General features: G+C 36.2%; 12 protein-coding genes. 11 read left to right on the top strand and 1 reads right to left on the bottom strand.

What is annotated here, in order from left to right; translation table 11 throughout:
- The first annotated feature begins 119 nt into the window (after positions 1 to 119).
- From AC27VX_RS22025 to AC27VX_RS21980, 10 genes are all read left to right on the top strand, one after another.
- A complete protein-coding gene (locus tag AC27VX_RS22025) occupies positions 120 to 281 on the top strand; it encodes a DUF5908 family protein (RefSeq protein ID WP_488698001.1) in 162 nt (53 codons plus the stop codon).
- Positions 281 to 1,000 carry a CIS tube protein gene (locus AC27VX_RS22020; RefSeq protein ID WP_236855158.1) on the top strand — a complete coding sequence of 240 codons (720 nt, stop codon included), beginning with the start codon at positions 281 to 283 and terminating at the stop codon, positions 998 to 1,000. The genes AC27VX_RS22025 and AC27VX_RS22020 overlap by 1 nt, the downstream gene beginning before the upstream one ends.
- 1 nt (position 1,001) lies before the next feature.
- Complete coding sequence (gene vgrG / locus AC27VX_RS22015; RefSeq protein WP_488697999.1) at positions 1,002 to 2,747, top strand: type VI secretion system tip protein VgrG; 1,746 nt, start codon at positions 1,002 to 1,004, stop codon at positions 2,745 to 2,747.
- A gap of 2 nt (positions 2,748 to 2,749) precedes the next feature.
- Positions 2,750 to 3,040 carry a PAAR domain-containing protein gene (locus AC27VX_RS22010; protein WP_236855156.1) on the top strand — a complete coding sequence of 97 codons (291 nt, stop codon included), beginning with the start codon at positions 2,750 to 2,752 and terminating at the stop codon, positions 3,038 to 3,040.
- A 143-nt stretch (positions 3,041 to 3,183) separates the two neighbouring features.
- Positions 3,184 to 3,594, top strand: coding sequence for a GPW/gp25 family protein (locus AC27VX_RS22005; RefSeq protein ID WP_236855155.1), 411 nt, complete (start codon positions 3,184 to 3,186; stop codon positions 3,592 to 3,594).
- Between the two features lie 88 nt (positions 3,595 to 3,682).
- On the top strand, positions 3,683 to 6,733 hold the full coding sequence (locus tag AC27VX_RS22000; RefSeq protein WP_488697996.1) for a baseplate J/gp47 family protein: 3,051 nt from the start codon (positions 3,683 to 3,685) through the stop codon (positions 6,731 to 6,733).
- A gap of 25 nt (positions 6,734 to 6,758) precedes the next feature.
- Positions 6,759 to 9,590 (top strand): hypothetical protein, encoded by a 2,832-nt coding sequence (locus AC27VX_RS21995; RefSeq protein ID WP_488697994.1) that lies wholly within the window; start codon positions 6,759 to 6,761, stop codon positions 9,588 to 9,590.
- Positions 9,591 to 9,603: 13 nt separating this feature from the next.
- Entirely contained in the window at positions 9,604 to 12,582 is a 2,979-nt protein-coding gene (locus AC27VX_RS21990; protein ID WP_488697992.1) for a hypothetical protein, read from the top strand.
- Between the two features lie 101 nt (positions 12,583 to 12,683).
- On the top strand, positions 12,684 to 15,836 hold the full coding sequence (locus tag AC27VX_RS21985) for a hypothetical protein (RefSeq protein WP_488697990.1): 3,153 nt from the start codon (positions 12,684 to 12,686) through the stop codon (positions 15,834 to 15,836).
- 145 nt (positions 15,837 to 15,981) lie between these two features.
- Positions 15,982 to 16,878: a hypothetical protein gene (locus AC27VX_RS21980; protein ID WP_488697988.1), complete on the top strand. Its 897-nt coding sequence runs from the start codon at positions 15,982 to 15,984 to the stop codon at positions 16,876 to 16,878.
- A 77-nt stretch (positions 16,879 to 16,955) separates the two neighbouring features.
- Here AC27VX_RS21980 and AC27VX_RS21975 read toward each other — a convergent pair whose 3' ends face one another.
- Complete coding sequence (locus AC27VX_RS21975) at positions 16,956 to 17,621, bottom strand: S24 family peptidase (RefSeq protein WP_488697986.1); 666 nt, start codon at positions 17,619 to 17,621, stop codon at positions 16,956 to 16,958.
- 876 nt (positions 17,622 to 18,497) lie between these two features.
- Between AC27VX_RS21975 and AC27VX_RS21970 the strand changes: the two genes are divergently transcribed.
- Positions 18,498 to 18,656 (top strand): hypothetical protein, encoded by a 159-nt coding sequence (locus AC27VX_RS21970; RefSeq protein ID WP_236855148.1) that lies wholly within the window; start codon positions 18,498 to 18,500, stop codon positions 18,654 to 18,656.
- Positions 18,657 to 18,675 lie beyond the last annotated feature (19 nt).

Below are 18,675 nucleotides of genomic sequence, written 5' to 3'. Positions count from 1 at the left end.
AGATTGGTCTATAACAAGACTGAACACACTCCTTATGTGCTTAGATTTTTTTAAATAAATACGTTAAACAGTTGGTTTTAAGTTTTTTACGTATTAATAAATAATTAAAAACAAACGAAATGCCAATAGAAATAAAAGAACTTCACATTAAAATAAATGTGGACGAAAAAGCAGCAGCAACCACAACTGCCACATCGGTAGATGAAGCGCAAATCATGCGGACAATCAGCGAAAGTGTAGAGCAGGTAGTCAATATAGAACAACGTAAAAAAGAAAGATAATGGCAGGAGAAATAAAAAAAGTAACTATAGGAACATATGAGGATTCTACCTATGGAAGAATAATTAGTAGTGATGCTTTTGTACCTCTTATTAATCCAACGGGATTTTCTTTTACACGTAGGAATGATTTCAATAGCGAGCAAGAAAATGGAGCAACAGCATCCGATCCAAAATTTGTTAAGGCCGGTCCGCCGTCTTTACAATTGGAATTTTTATTTGATGGTACGGGAGTAACAGAATCTAATCCTGGTAATAAGCTTATCAATAAAATTAAAGGGAAATTATTTGAAAAAGAAGCAGTAACAGACCAATTGTATAAATTTTATGAAGCGACTGGGGCGTATGATGGTACAATTCATAAACCACATAATGTCATTGTTATTTGGGGAAAATTTGAATTTAAAGGAATTCTTAATGAATTTACAATAGATTATAAATTATTCAATAATAATGGGACTCCATTAAGAGCGATCGGAAAAGCAACTTTCGTTGGGGCAATCAGCAATGAACTTGCTGCAAAAACGGTGAAAAAAAATTCTCCAGACCTTACCCACAAAAGAACAGTACAGGATGGAGATACATTACCCTTAATGACCGAAAGAATTTATGGAGACTCCAAATACTATCTGGAAGTCGCTAAAGTAAATGGAATCATCAATTTTAGACAGTTAACACCAGGACAGGATCTGTTCTTTCCGCCTATAGAAAAAGTTTCATAATATGAATAATAGCGGATACATAAAAACAGCGAAAAACCCGGATTTAATAACTTTTAAAGTGATGTCCGGAGGTAAAGAACTGCCAGGTAAATATGGTGTGAAAAACATTGTGGTGGAAAAAGAAGTCAACAGAATTCCTTATGCCCGCATCGTAATTTTAGACGGAAGTGTGCCGGAACAAGACTTTAAATTAAGCAATGAAGAGCTGTTAATTCCCGGAAAAGAAATTGAGATCACTGCCGGATACCATTCTGAAGAAGAAACCATTTTTAAAGGAGTTGTTGTAAAGCATAACATTAAAATCAGAAGTGGAGCATCTTATCTCATCGTAGAATGCAGAGATAAGGCTGTGAAAATGACTTTAGGAAGGAAAAGCAAATATTTCTACGAAAGTAAAGACAGTGATATCATTGAAGAGCTTATTGGTAACAGCGGGCTTACTGCTGATGTAGAAGCCTCTTCAAATTCACATAAAGAACTGGTTCAGTACCAAGCGTCGGATTGGGATTTTATGTTAACCAGAGCACAGGCCAATGGTAAATTGTGTTTTGTTGAAGATGGAACCATCAAAGTTGCTAAACCTGATTTTAGCGGAAAAGAGGTAGAAACCGTTGTTTACGGATCATCTGTACACGAATTTGACGGAGAGATTGATGCAAGAGATCAATTCAGTAAAATTATTGCCAAAACATGGAGTTATACCGACCAGGAACTGACAGAAGTTGAAGCTCAGGACCCGGCAATTAATCTCAATGGGAATCTTTCATCGGGAGATTTAGCAGACGTTTTTGGAATTGAAGATTTACAACTTAAACATGGTGGAAATCTTACTCAGGGTGAACTGCAGGAATGGAGCGATGCAAAAGCAACTTTCCAACAGTTAGCAAAAACAAGAGGAAGAGTAAAATTTCAGGGCATTCCATCCGTTAAACCGGGAGTTTCATTAGCACTACAGGGAGTAGGAAACCGATTTAACGGAAAAATATACATAACAGGTGTTCGTCACGAAATAGCCGAAGGAAATTGGTTGGTTGACGCACAATTCGGACTTTCTCCCACATGGTTCTCAGAAACTTATGATATAAGCGAAATGCCTGGTTCAGGAATTATTCCTGCAATTAGCGGATTACATATTGGTGTTGTATCACAATTGGAATCTGATCCGGATGGCGAAGACAGAATTTTAGTACAAATTCCAATCATTAACAACGAAGAGGAGGGCATTTGGGCACGGGTTGCCACCCTTGATGCAGGAGAAAACAGAGGTTCATTTTTCAGACCGGAAATCGGAGATGAGGTAATCATCGGATTTATTAATGATGATCCCAATGACGCAGTTGTGCTGGGAATGTTAAACAGCAGTGCAAAACCGGCTCCTATTGTAGCTTCTGATGATAATAATGAAAAGGGATTTGTAACCCGAAGCGAAATGAAAATGATCTTCAATGATGATAAAATTTCATACACCCTTGAAACACCAAAAGGCAAAAAAATCATTGTAGATGAAGATGCTGATGTTATTACCATTAAAGATGACCATTCCAATATTCTTACGCTTAATAAAGAGGGTATCAGTATGGAAAGTGGTAAAGACATCAAGATCAAAGCAAAAGGAGATATTAATCTGGAAGGAACCAATATCAATGTAAAGGCAAGCGCCCAGCTAAAAGCAGAAGGAAGTTCGGGCTCTGAACTTAAATCGGGAGCAGTAACAGTAGTGAAAGGGTCCCAAGTTAAAATCAATTAATCATGAAACCCGCAGCAAGAATTACAGATATGCATACCTGTCCTATGGTGACGGGAACTGTTCCACATGTTGGAGGCCCTATAATACCTGCAGGAGAACCTACTGTACTTATCGGGGGGAAGCCTGCAGCCAGAGTGGGAGACAAAGCAGTATGCACAGGACCTTTGGATACCATTGCATCAGGATCTTCAAGTGTCATGATAGGCGGAAAACCCGCTGCAAGAATGGGCGATTCTACAGCGCATGGAGGTGTGATAACCGCAGGTGAAGCTACTGTTTTAATAGGGGGATAATATAAAGATAAGGTTTTGAACCTCTCAATACATATTATCTGTCTGAAAGTAAAAATGTAAAACATCAATAACAAGACTGTTAAAATAACTGAAACTCTATGTTACAGATGCAAGATGTTACAATTATATATAATAAATAACGTATGAAAATAAATACAGATTTTTTAGGAATAGGCTGGAGCTTCCCGCCTGAGTTTAATGAGACTGAAGGAAAACTGGCAATGACCACTGATGTAGAAGACATCAATAATAGTCTTCTTATTTTGTTATCAACACGTCCTGGTGAACGTGTCATGTTCCCTAACTACGGATGTGACCTGCAGGAAATGCTCTTTAAACCTCTGGACTTAACGCTGATCACCCAGATGACAGGGATCATTGAACGTGCTATTTTATATCATGAGCCCAGAATAAACATTTTAAGTATTGATATTGATACCCAGGATGAACTTGAGGGAGAAGTTTTGATACAAATTGACTACGAAGTAAGAAATACGAACACAAGAAGCAATATTGTTTTTCCTTTTTATAAAGGAGAAGCTACTGAAATATAATGAATGACGGGATGTCTGTAGCCATTTTGAATACTACCAAACATTACATGAGTATTGCATCTGACCATAGAAAGATAAATATAAACAAATGAAAAAAACAGATACATTTTCACATTATCGTGAAGGAAAATCACAAATGCAGCGCTTTTTAGCAGAACTAGATCCTGGTAATCTTGAATTACACGATTTCGATTTGTTTGATTGGCTATTATTCGCAAATAATTTTGCTAACCGTGTAAACTATTTTAATAAAGATAATAATACAAAACCACAAGGAAATTGGGGAAACTTCTTCCTGGGTGATGATACCAAAGCGATCCCGCGCAGAGAAAGCGTTGAGTATAAAAGTATGAAAAAACAGGTTACAGATCTTATGTCCCAGTTTGAACAGGATAGCAGTCTGACCCCCCATCTGACCTTATTTGTTTGCTTTTTAAAATTATTAGACTTCTCAAAAAAGGCCTTCAATAACCTGACGAAAAGACATTTGGATTTCTATTATAATGAAATACTTCAGATTGAGAAAAATGATGCTAAGTCAGATAAAACCTATGTGATTTTTGAATTGGCGAAAAAAGCAATTCAGGAAAGAATTCCGGACGGTACATTACTGGATGGAGGTAAAGATATTAACGGCAAAAAAAGGGTTTACAAAACAAACGAAGAGCTTGTTGCCAATCAGGCAAAAGTAGTTGAGATTAAAAGTTTTTTAAACGATGTTGAAAAGAGAGAACTGAAAATGGCCCCTATAGCCAACTCTGCTGACGGTCTGGGAGATAAACTGCCGGAAGACAGTAGTTATTGGTGGCCGTTTGGATATAATTCTGACGAAACAATCTCAGATAAATCTATTTACAAAGAACTTCCGAAAGCAAAACTGGGATTTTCGGTAGCTTCATCATTGTTTGATTTGAAAGAAGGAGAACGAACAATCAATTTTAAAATTGATTTTGAAAAAAATTCTACGCAAAGACTGGAAGGTATTTCAGATGAAGTTATTCAAAACAATATCAAAGTGCTTTGTAGTGGAGAACAAGGATGGTTTTTAGGAGTCGGTTTAAAATGTATCCAAAACATAGAGAGTCAATTAGAACTTTCTTTCACATTACCCAAAGATTTCCCTGCAGTTGTAAAGTATGATAAGAAAGTACATGGAGAAAAGTTTCAAACCAATTTTCCTGTTGTAAGGTTGATAATCGAAGGTGACAAATACTACGATATTTATGAAGCTCTTTCAGAAAAACTGGTAAAAAACATTGACATAGCAGTTGATGTAAAAGGAATAAAATCGGTTCAGATAGAAAATGATAATAATACTTTAAATGCTGAAAAACCATATTATCCATTCACGGCACAACCTGTTAAAGGATCTAATTTTTACATTAAATGTCCTGAAATGTTTTCCAAAAAATGGCTGAATGCTGACATTACCATCAACTGGAAAAATACACCAGATTCAATTACAGATTTGTACAACGCTTATGTCATTCAACCAAATCAGAATATCAGCGTAAAAGAATTTGAAGGATTAAAAAATTCATCTATTGTCCGTTCTGACGCTTATTTCAGAGCAGATACTGCATTACTGGAAAAAGAAGTTTGGTCTGAGAAAGACAGAGCTATTGAGTTGTTCAAAAAAGTAGAAAACGACTACAAAACTCAATTTTCTATCTATAATTCGAGTAATGAATCGGGAACGAGTGAAGCGATCAGATTAACGCTGAACCAGTCGTCTTTACAGGATGTTTATCCTAAATTGTACACATTGGCATTATCTAGTGATCCGGCAGCCAGAAAGCCCGTTCCGAATGAACCGTATATTCCTTTTGCTGAAGATATTGAACTGAATTACAGCGCAAGAGAAAGCGCATATTCTTACCTCAGCAAAGATATTAATGGGGAAGCATCAAAAAGCAAAGGAGTAGAAGTGTATCATGAAGATGCATTCGGACAGTATGAAAAAGAAGTTGATACAAAAAGCATTGTTCCGGCACATCAAAATGGAGGCGAACTATACATCGGACTGGAAGCAATGCCTCAGGCAACAGTTTCTTTACTGATTCAAATGCTGGAGGGAAGTGAAAACCCTTTAGCGAAAACGTTCGCAGAAAAAGAATTTATCGAATGGAGCATTCTTTCAAAAAATACATGGATTGATCTGTCTGACAATTTGTTGAAAAACGAATCCAGGAAATTTTTAGAATCCGGTATTGTAAAGTTTAAAATTCCTAAAGATATCAGCACAAGTAACACAAGGTTTACAGACGGACTAGTTTGGATCAGAGCCAAATCAAGAAGAAGCTATGATGCGGTATGTAAAATTCAGGGAATTTATACTCAGGCTGTTTTAGCGACATTCCAAAATCAGGATAATGATCTTTCGCATTTAAATAATGGTTTGGAAGCCGAGACCATTGCAAAACTGATTACCAGGGTTCCACAGGTGAAGTCGGTCCATCAGCCTTATAATTCGTTTGACGGGAAATATAAAGAATCCGATCCTGAGTTTTACAGACGTGTGAGTGAAAGATTAAGACATAAGCACAGAGCGATTACCCAATGGGATTATGAGCAGTTGGTATTGCAGGAATTTCCGGAAGTTTTTAAGGTAAAATGTCTCAATCATACTTCTGAAAATTCATACATGGCTCCAGGGCATATAACCCTGATGGTAGTACCGAATATTAAAGATAAAAATGCTTTTGACATCTATCAGCCCAGAGTAAGCAGAGCGAGCCTGAATAAAATTCAAAATTATGTGAATGAATTAAATACGATGCATGTTAAAGCGCAGGTAATTAATCCGAACTATAAAGAAGCAAAAGTAGAAATAAAGGTCAAATTCTTTGAACAGTATGATGAAACATTCTATACCAGACAATTAGACGAAGATATTAAAAAATACATATCGCCATGGGCTTTTACAGACTCTAAAGATATTGATTTTAATGTGGAACTTAATGTAAATCATATGATTAACTACCTTGAGCAGCTGTATTATGTGGATTATATCGATGAGATTAAAATATTGGTGAATAATGTTTTACAAAGACAATCCTTAATTGAAGTAGACCCGAAATCGATTTTAGTTTCTGCTAAACAGCATAAAGTTACCATTACAGATCAAGTATGTATTTAATAATAAATAAGAAGAAAACATAATCATGTCAGAAAACAAACATATTAGTATATCAAAAAAAATAGAGACTGAGGATCAGACAGATTTTCACTTTCTACGCAAAACAGGTATTGAATACATAGAGAAGTTAGGAGGAAAGCTATGGACCGATTACAACTCTCATGATCCGGGTATTACCACTTTAGAAGTTTTAAGCTATGCCATAACAGATCTTGGTATGAGAATAAACCTGAACATGGAGGATATTCTGGCTTCTACCGAGAAAGAGAATGATATTCATACCCAGTTTTTAAAGGCTACAGAAATTCTGCCTTCAAGACCTTTGACCGAACTTGACTATAGAAAATTATTTATAGATATCAATATGGTGGCTGGTCATAAAAGACCTATCCGTAACTGTTGGTTAGTTCCTAAAAATGAAGCGTTGTACGTTGATTGTAAAACCGGAAAATTAGACTTTAAACCTATTGGAGACAAGACACAAAGCTTTACCGTGAAAGGGCTGTATGATCTGTATGTAGATTATGCCGAGAATATTAATACCGAAGGTACCGGGTGCGAAAAATCTAACATCAATATTAAAATATTAGACCGTTACCATGCCAATAGAAGCCTTTGTGAAGATTTAGCTGAAATTAAAGAAGTTGAAACCCAAAAAGTCGCTGTATGTGCCCGTATTGGTCTGGTAAACAAAGCTGATGAAGAATTGATACACGCCAAAGTACTAAAAGCGGTCAATAACTATTTATCTCCGGAGGTTCATTTCTACTCACTGAAGCAAATGCTCGAAAAAGGGTTGACTACAGATCAGATTTTTGAAGGGCCACTTTTAGATAATGGTTTTATTGATACTAAAGAACTTGAAAACAGTCAGTTAAGAAGAGAAGTCCGCCTTTCTGATATCGTCAGTGAAATCATGAAAATTGATGGTATCAAAGAAATTCATGAAATTTCCATTGCAGGTTGTGACAGTGTAATCAAACAAAATAATGATTGGCTGATCTGCATTGAAAAAGGCAGAAAACCGGAATTGTGTGAGCTAAGCTCATTCAGCTACAGTAAAGGTTCCCTTCCGCTAAATATCAATGAGAAAAAAGTTCAGGATTACTTATTAACTCTTCAAAGAGAAGAAGATGTACTTAGGGAAGATGCCAAACAAAATAAAGAATTGATTCTGCCTCAGGGAACGTCATATGATATCGCCAACTATGCTACTATTTTAAATGAATTTCCGGATACTTATGGAGTTGGAATGTCAGGTATCATAGGAAATGTAACTCCCGAAAGAGAAGCTCTGGCAAAACAATTAAAAGGGTATTTATTGTTTTTCGATCAGATCCTTGCCGGTTATTTCAAGCATCTTGAAAAAGTAAAAGAAGTATTAAGCGTGAATGGTCACTTAAAAAGAACCTTTTTTACACAAGCTCTTAAAAATATTAAAGGTTTTGATGAATTGGTTTCCAGATATGATACAGAAAGTGATGACAATCTTACAGATTCACTATATGAAGAGCTGGATAACAGTGTAGAACGCCGGAATGAAGTTCTGGACCACCTGATCTCACGTTTTGCAGAAACATTCAGCGACTATACGTTCCTGATGAAGTCATTGTATGGAAAATCTACCGATGAAATTGTCTTAAGAAACAAAGAAAACTTTCTGAAAGAATATACCTCATTAAGTAAAGACAGAGGGATGGGGTATAATTACACTTTGTTTTCGGATTCAGATCTGTGGAATACCCGTAATATTTCCGGAGCACAGAAGAGAATTGCCCGTTTGCTGGGAATTAAAGATTATACCCAGAGGAATCTATCCCAATCGCCGGTCTCCATCATTAAAACAAAAGATAGTGATGATAAAGATATCTACTCATGGAAGATAAAAGACGGGATTGGTAATATTATGTTATCCTCTGTAAACACCTATAAAATTGAGTATGCTGCAACCAAAAATTTAAATGAAGCCGTATATCAGACTATTCAGATAGATGAGGAAGACCTTGAAAATGCATTAAAGAAACTGGATGAGAAAAAACCCCAGGATACTTTAAAAATGCTAAAAGAATGTAATGAAAATTTTTGCTTTATCGGAAATATAAAGATCCGTGTTTCATTGGGAGGGAACTTCTATTTTGAAATTGTAGATGATACCGATCAGCAAAACGTGATTGCCACCCACAAAAAAACGAATCCTTATCTGTCACTGGGAGAAATGAAAGATGGAATCAGGGATATTGTGAAGTATTTTAAATATGATTTTACAGAAGAAGGTATTTTCCTTGTAGAGCATTTATTACTGAAGCCAACCACTAAAGATTATAAACTCATGGGGGGCATTGGATGCATGTCGATAGAAAATACTTTTAAAGTAATGTATGATCTGGAAGAAAGTAATTCTACTGTAAATCCGATAAAATATTCTGAAGCCTTCATGTCATCCTGTGAAGAAGGCTGCGAAATAGATGTTTTTGATCCTTACTCTTACCGTGTAAGCGTTGTTCTTCCCGGATTTGCTTATCGCTTCCAGGATCCTGATTTCAGACGTTATGCCGAAACCGTTATCAGACAGGAAATTCCAGCCCATGTTTTAGCAAAAATCTGCTGGGTGGGTGATAGGCTGAGTGAAAAACAAACCGCTCAGAACGATTTGGCTGAATTTGAAGTTGCTTTTAAAAAATACCTTTCAGATAAATCAAAAAACAATATTGTCAATCTTGGAAGCAGCATTATGGATCTATTGACGGCTCTTACCCATCTGAATAATATCTACCGACCGGGAAGACTTCTGGACTGTGAAATGAATGACAATGATAGCCTGGATGGAAAAATCATATTAGGACAATCAAACTTATAAAAATTGAAAAACAATGAATGCTAAATTAGAGAATATAACAACCCAATATAGAAAGTTCAACGAAAACCAAGCGTTAACAGAAGGGCAATTAAACGAATTTTTAGACTATTTCGAAGACCAGGACAGACTTTCGAGAACCCGTTTGAGTGGAGTGGGAGTAGCGTGTGGTTTTCAATCCACGTACACGGATTTGGTCTTGCAGCCTCAGGCTGAGACAAAAAAACCTGGCACCGGAGATCTGGAATTTGAACTTAATACTATCATTATTACACAAGGTGCCGGAGTTACCACAGACGGAGACTTAATAACGCTTCGCCAGCCAAGTGTTAAGCCATTGGAGACTACTGTAAACTTCAATGCTGCTACCTATAAATATTTTAGAAATTATACTGATGAAGTAGGATATGAGCATTTCCGTATCGGAGGGCAGCAAATTCCTCTTTTAGAACTGGTTACACAAGCGCAGTATACTCAGTTAAAAGACAAGGGTGCTTACGTTGCAGATTTTAAACATACAAAAGAAATCGGCAGCATATATGATAAAGTGATGATTCTGTATCTGGAAAGCTACTCCAATGAAGAGACGCCGTGTCAGGATGCTGACTGTGACAATACCGGAGCAGAGCAGGTTTCTAATCTTAAAGTACTCTTGGCAGATTCAGCATCTGTATCAGGGCTGATGACAAAAGGTGATGCCAAAGATACGATCTATAAGGCTCATAATGCTTATGAAGAACTGTTTGATCATTTACCCAAAATAGAGGCTAAAAGAGTTATTCTGGACCCTGCCGTTAAAACAGCAACAGAATTAAGATCCAGATTTCAAAATGCTACCAGTACTTTTGCGCAGCTAAGCGATGGCTTTAGCGCTATTGCAGATACTTTTAAGGTAAGCATTAATCTGGGGGGAGAAACACTCTTAGATAGATTAAAGTCTTTATTGGCTCCTACATCCAGAATCCTTGCCGATTATCAATATAGGTATGACTTACTGAAGGATTTAATTGATACATACAATGAAATAAAAGGATTGATCCTGCATCTTAACGCGGAGTGTTGCCCGGATATAGCTTCTTTCCCTAAACACCTTTTGCTGGGCCATGTGGGAGCGGTATCCGAATTAGGAAAATATATGCCTTATCGTCACGGTTTTTATAATTCACCCATCAATACCACGGATGATGAAAACTACGAAAGAGTTGTAATGCTTGCTAATCGTTTCATTCAAAAAATTAACGGATTTCAATCCTACACCGGAGCTGTTAAAATTACTCCTTCCAATCTTTATGTGAGATTGGGTGATAAAGCAATACCTTACTACTATAATGTAGACAAACCATTATTGACTCAATGGAACTTTGAAAAAACAAAAACGGACAGAGAAACGTATAATCTAAGCTACCATACCATTAATCTGGCAAGCGAAGACTATGTTCAGAATCCATTGAATTATAACATTGATAACAACGATTTTTATAGAATTGAAGGACACTTAGGACAACCTTACAAAACAGCTCTGCAAAATATCAATGATCTAAAAGCACAATACGGATTAGCTTTTGATGTGATTGCGCTGGTCCTGAATAAAGACGGAAAATCCGAAGGCGAAACACCTGCCAAAGAAAAAACGGTATCCATAGAAGACCTCAGAAAACAATTGACTGCAATTTCCAGTGATATCAGCAATCAGAAAGGCGGTACACAAAATACTTTACTGAACATCTCTAGGCTGGATGATAAATTAAAATTACTGAACCAGGCTGAATTCTCAAAAGAAGGATCATCAGACGGTGTTACTGTAGTAAAACAAGATCCTAAAAAAGGAGATGTGGTAAGCGAAATTTTAAGTGACTTTTTAGAGCGAAAATCAGGCTTGGAGCATGTGGCTGGGGTAGAACCGGGAGGAACTTTTGTTTTAATTTACAATAATGAAACAGATAACCAGGTTCTTGCAGACTTCTCATTGCCTTACTTGTGCTGTTCTAAGAAAGAACCTGTATTCCTGGTGTTACCAGACAGCAGACTGTGTCAGAAAGACGCTCCGGTTGCGATGACAGTGGTTCCTGAAAACGGGGAGGTGAAAGCATTTGTGAATGGTGTTCAGATTCCGGCAATTACACAAACCGCAGGTCAGAGCTTCTTCAATCCTGGCCTGGTAGCTTCAACCTATCTGAATCAGGCCATTAAATTTACCGTTAATGATGATGCTGTGGAGCCCCAGATGATTGTCTATGAAAATCCGGAAATTACATCCGTAGCGTCAGGTAAGGTAACTTATGAGAAACCTACGACAAATCCAAATACAACAAATCCGAATGCATCAGTTGAATTTAATGTAGTTGGAAACTTTGCAGGACTTACGTTTACATGGGACTTCAATGACGGAAGCCAGATTGTTCAGAACGAAGCACCGGCAAATCTGAAAACCCACGTGTACAAACTGATTGCCGGGCAGGAAGATACTTTCAATCCGACACTTACAGTAACAAACGCTAACGGATGTAGCACAGTCTACAGATTAAAACCATTAAAATTAGTAGGACAAACTACCATTGCTTGTTTAACAGGGATGAGGGTACTTATTCAGTATATAGATGCAAAACAGGGAAATCACACTTGTAATGAAGCTACATTTAATCTGAAAGGAAACGGAATTATCATAGGCGGTAGCCCGAATGGAAATGTTTTCTTAAGCAATACCTACGAAAGTAATGATAAGAAGAACTATCCTGCAGGGTATGATAAAGATACCTATAGAGGACCAGATAGAGCGAGTGAAATTATCATTAATAAAGATGAAGCTCAGCAGATCGCAGACAAATCACCGGACGGATTTATCTCCTTCTCTCTTGAATGTGCATTAACCCGTTGCCATACAGGAGTTGCCTGGACCCAGATATTCCTTGCTGATAGTAAAGTTCCGATTTATGACGGTTATCCGCAGAATAATTTCTTATCAATTAACCCTTGTACAGGTGAAACAAGAAAATAATTCCAGAAAGGAGAAATAATTTAATAATAACTCCATAGGCGGAAATACCGTCTGTGGAGTCTATTAAATAACCTTAATGAATCATTAAAAAATTAACAATAATGAATAATCAATTAAGTAATATAGCAGTCCAATACCGTAAATTCAGTAAAGGGCAATACATAGAATATACTCATTTCAACGAGTTTCTGGATTTTTTTGAAGACCAGGACCGTTTGTCCAGAGTCATGCTGCAGGGAGTGGGTATTGTCTGTGGTTTTAAACCAAAACTTATTTATAACAATAAGCTGCTGAACAGTATACAGCTTTCTCAGGGAACAGCTATAACAACGGACGGTGATCTGCTTACTCTGAGCAATACAAGTGAAGTGAGTAAGGAGTTGTATATAAGTGATTTGAAAACCATTAACATAGAAAACAAAGACTACACTCATTTTAAAGTCTATGATAACTTCAAAGTAAATTATCCTGCCTTTTATGATAAGGATATCCACCAGATTGATCTATGGGAATTGGCAACAGATCAGGATGCCAGTTCTGACTTTCAGCCTGTTAGTAATCTTTCAAATGTAGAAGATAAATACCTGTTACTGTATTTAGAAGATTATGAGAGAGATGTTAAACCTTGTAGAGGTGTTGATTGTGATAATCACGGCGTTCAGCAAATTCGAAATCTGAAAGTGTTGGTTACCACCGCAAAAGGAATTTCCAATATGATCGGTGAAGACCTTATTTCTATACCTGGTGTAACTCAGCCTGTCAGAAAAGACCTTATGCAGCGTCATCCTTTGTTTATTGATGATATTTTGAAGCCGGCAAGGCAGGAACGTGTCATTGTAGAACGGCTTATCTTAAATAATAACAGTGAAAAACAATTTTCTGTCTCCAATTTAAGAGATTTATATATCAATGCATTGGATAAATACGGGTATGGTGAACCTCTTTTTAAAAAAATAGAAGCCATTTCCCGGATAATGGGAACTTCAACAGCTTACTATCCGGCTTTCAAAAATACAATAGATAAGTTTCTTTCCCAGCAATCAGGGTTTCAGTATGCTTATGATGTTGTAAAGGACCTGGCAGATACCTATTCTGAAATTATAAAATTGCTTCCTAAAGCATTTACAAAGGATCTTCCTGATTTACCTTCTTTTCCGAAACACATCATGCTTGGGAAACTAACTCCAGGCAGACAGTTGGATTTTTCGAGACATCAGTTTTACAATTCCCCTGTTCTGGATGATGACAAAGCAACACAAAGAGTGAAAGTACTAATCGAGCGGTTTGTTCAGCAGGCAGCAAATTTTAAGTATTCGGATGATATTGAAATTGAAATTGGAACGGGGGCTGAAATTAAACCGGGGATTAAAATCATTCCGTCACAAAAATTAAACCCTCTTAGCAATAAAGCAATCCCTTTTTACTATAAGATTTACGATAACTTCCTGAAATTATGGAATTTTGATAAAACAAGTAACCGCTCATTTAAAGATAATCTGGGATATGATACAGGCCTGCTGTCATCAGAAGCTCACATAAAAGAACCTTTAAATTTTGATATAGATAAAAATTCCTTTTATAATATAGAAGGGCACCAGGGAATGAATTATCAGTCTGCGTTTGATCAGATCAGGCAAATCAGAGATCAACAGCAGCTGGGATTTGATATTATGCTTTTGTCGTTAGATAAATTAGTAAATAACAAAGACTTGTCAAAAGCTTATTTCAATGAATATGTAGAAAAGAATCCCGGATTGGAGCATAAAGGTGGAGTTGAACGTGGAGGTACCTTTGTAATGGTTTATGCCAATATAGGAAAATATACAGCAGTGATTGCCGATTTTTCACTTCCGTATATATGCTGTACCCCAAAAACTGAAGTAAAATTAAGCTTACCAAGTACTGTTATTTGTACTGAAGCCCATCCTGTACCTTTCACCGTAATCCCAGTGAATGGAGAAGTTAAAGCGAATGTCAATGCAGATTTAAATGGAGGTGTGGAAATAACCAACGGACAATATTTCTTTAATCCGAAAAACGTACATCAAAGTTTACGTGGTAAGGAAATCTCCTTTACTGTAAATGGAAAACCTACTAATTGCAGTATTAAAGTTATTACACAACCGGAAGTAGAAATAAAGGTTGATCATGTCTTCTATCCTGAAAAAGGCTCAGTAGCAACGACAGTAAATATGCTTGTCACCGGTGAACACTTTAAAGACTATACCTATAGCTGGGATTTCTGGGATAATGGAAGCTTTATACCTCTGAAGCCGGATGAAGATGGAAATGTTAATTATACGTACTATAATCTGGTACCAACAAGAATTCCGACAATAAAGGTGAAAGTGAACGGCAGCGGATGTACTCAGGATATTGCAGTAAGAGATTGGCATGATGCTCCGGTTCAGTTAAGTTTGCCAAAAAATATTATTTGTTCGACATCTCCTTCCATTCCTTTTACAGTATCGCCTGCAGGTGGAATTGTAGAAGCTGATATCGGTAATGGGGTAGAAATAGTCAATGGAAAATATGTCTTTAATCCGCAAAAAGTAGATGAAAGTTTACATAATAAGATCATTAACTTTACTGTAGACAGTAAGTCAACTGTGTGCAGTATTAAGGTTATTACGCAGCCTGCGGTTACTGTAGGGATTCAATCTGTTGACTTTCCAAACGGTGATCCAACGCAGGCAACAGTAAACTTTATAGTTTCCGGGCCAGGCTTTACCACTTATACTTACAGTGTGAATGGCAGTACAGATCTACTGAAACCCGGAACAGATGGAAAAATGAGTTACAAATTGAAAAATCTGGACCCAAAAGGAAATCCAGCGATCGATATAGTTGCAAGTAACGGCATATGTACTCAAACCATCACTATAAACAATTGGTATAAACCTCCCACAGTCCCGACAGTTGTCATAAAAGATATTGACTTCTCACGAGGAGTGAACTGCTGTGAAATTGCTCTACCTGCTATTAAAGCGGATGCAGGAAAAGATCAATATTTCAGTCTGTCTAATGGCTCATCTTTTGAATTAGCAGGAGTAGGTGAAGGGGCTAAAAACCTTACTTACTCATGGCTTCAGATAAGCGGCTCTACTCAGGCTCTGCTCACTTTTGAACCAAATAAACCTAATGTAAAGATTTCCAATTTAACTTATGATACTTATCAATTGCGGTTTATCGTTTTTGATGCTGACAGTGACGCATTTGATTTCGACGAGGTGGCTATAGTTGTGGACAAATAATCACAAGTCTGTATCCGGTAATTACAATATATGTAAAGTCTTCCGGATGGAGATGCTGTAAGGGGTGATCTCAGCTATAGAAAAGTGTCTGATCATCCCTTAATACCAATAAAAAATATAAAAACAACAATAAAAACATAATATAATGGCAGAAGCACAATGTAAGATTTCATTTAGAATAGATTATACATCTTCCTTGCCCATAGAAAAGGCAACTGCATACTACCAGCTCCAGGAACCGGGAAGCCAGGCTGTGGAACATAAGATATTACCGGTGCCTGGTAACAATGATATGGTAAGTCTTCCCGATATTCAAACGCCGGGTACTTATGATCTCACTGTAAAATTAGAAGTAGGGGGTGTCAGTACCCAAAGCACAAGTGCTTTTCAAATAGGAAAGTGCACCTCTTCATCCTGTAAAACTCCAACCATTGGTAAAATCGTTGTGGAAAAGGATGGCCAGATCATAATACACTATTCACCAGATAACGCAAACCTTGTTACATTAGAATATCAGATAGCAACAGACCCTCAATTTGAAAATATTATCTATTCAATGAGTGGCTTTGGTTATATTTCGCCTGAAAAGGTTAATATGAATGTGGCAAAGATTCCGGATAATAAGCTTTTATACATAAGAATAAGAAAATATTGTTCTCAGAATGAAATTTCAGAATGGTCAGAAGTTATTGATTTTCAATCCGGTGAATGGAAGGGGTTTTTAGACGTCAATTGTTTGGCTAAAGATGACGATTGGGAGAGGGATATTTGTTTTGGAACAAGCGGTTACGCCTGGAAGACACAGGTAACTTTAAGTACCCCTGAACCCAAAGTAGGAAGTTTCATTTATTTGAGTAATGGTATGCTTGCCACGACAGATAATTTAAAAATTTTTGCTCAAAGTGAATATGTAATTGATAGATTCATTGGCCGTGGAATCATTTGGATAAGGTTCGCAAAGTTTACTCCGGATTTAGTATATGTGGTAAAACCGGAGAGCGCTGAAATAACTGGTATCTTAGGTTCTAGATGTCCGCTGTAATATGACTTCCTATCCATAAATACCCCAATAAAATCCTCAGCTTTTGAGGATTTTATTCACTCAGGCTGTTCGCCTGTCTATCTTCTGTTATTTTTACGTCTTGTACTGATAATATTAAAAAGCTTCGCAACATCCTTTAGGTGGATATCGAAATCTTCATAATATTCATTCAGAGAATGAAGGGTGATAATGCCTCTTTCCACATCATGGTTGATGATTCTCTTTACCAGAATTCCTTTCTCTTTGTGAACGATGACAAAATCCCACTTGTCATAATGCAGCTTGCTCATCCAGTAATCCTGTCTGATGTTTCTGCACAGAATAATATCACCTTCAAGGTAGCTTTCGTATGAACCGTTGTCCATACTGTCTCCTTTCACTTCAAAACACATGTATTCACCCCGGTGTTCTACATCATCAGTAAAAGGAATTGTTGGTAAACTTTCTATATATTCTTCATCTGCAAACCTACTCAAGTAGCCAGCTTGTGCATACTGATTAGCAAGCGGAACATTCATGATTTTTAAATCTGAAAAAACAACAGGGGACGCACCATCATTATTAACTTCCTTTTGTTGTTTTAAAAGGAGGTTAGTGATAAAATAAGCCGTCGTTTCCGGTATTTTTCGTTCGCCTTTTTCCCAATATTGTACGGCTCTGGTTCCAACGCCTATAGATTTTGCTATATCAGCCTGCTTCATGTTTAGTTTCTTCCTGATTTCTTTGAATTCTAAATAGTTCATTTTGATATGTTTATACTTTATTTTTGTAAAAAATAAGAAAAATGTTCTTTTTTTATTTTTAAAAGCGAACATTGTTCGTATATTTGTTTCGTTATTAAAACGGAACAGTGCAAATATACAAAATTATATTGATAATTTAATGTGATTTCTATATTTAAAAGCTTTTTTAAAATCTATTATTTGTTTAAAATCAGTTTGTTATATTGAGTTTTTGTTACAGAACAGTTTTGCGATTAAATTTTATTCTAACAAACGATAATTAAAATTAAAATATTTTTCAACTCATTGTGAGTGCTAAAATTGCGCTTTTTTTATATCTGTTGTATGATTTATGTTCGTTTTTATTGGATTTTTTAATGAAAAAAATACGTTTATAAAAAAGATGAAAAGAATGATTAAATTATTTTTTTTAAGAACATAAAATAAGGTTGAGAATGTAAATAAATATTACTGTTTAACATATGAAATATCGATTAATTGTAGTTATCAGTAGAATATTAATACATTCTGAAAAGCAAATGAAATTGTTTTTAAATAGTATTTAAAATCAGAACACAATGCTGCGCTCTTTTACAAACAGACACTAAATGTAAATACCGGCTATTTAACTGTTTATAAAGCATTGCTTCCTTATAAGCATCCATAGTATTATTTACAAATAATAACATTTAAATGAAAGGAGCTAGGGTATTTCTATTGAAAATACCTGATATCAACTTCTAAAAAAACCAAAAATATTGTATTGGACAATCTGTTCAAAGGCTTAAGTGATGCCTTTGGGTGGTTTATCGGCTCAATTAAAAAATGAAAATTAAGAAATAAGAAGGCCTGTCCCGTTCAAAAAAAAAATTAAAAAAAACTTTTAACCACAAGAAAATGAAACGTAGTAAAGAATTAGTCGAGAAAAGAAAGGATTTTGTCATTGAATACGTAAGACGTAATCAAAGCAAGCAGATGAAAGTGATTGTAACCGAGCTCACAGAAATGTTGTTCTTGTCCGAAAGAACGATATATAACATTATTCTTCAGGCATAATGAAACATAGTTCAGTATT

The organism is Chryseobacterium sp. 14P4.3.2 (assembly GCF_057799275.1).
This window is presented reverse-complemented; position numbering and strand designations above follow the sequence as displayed.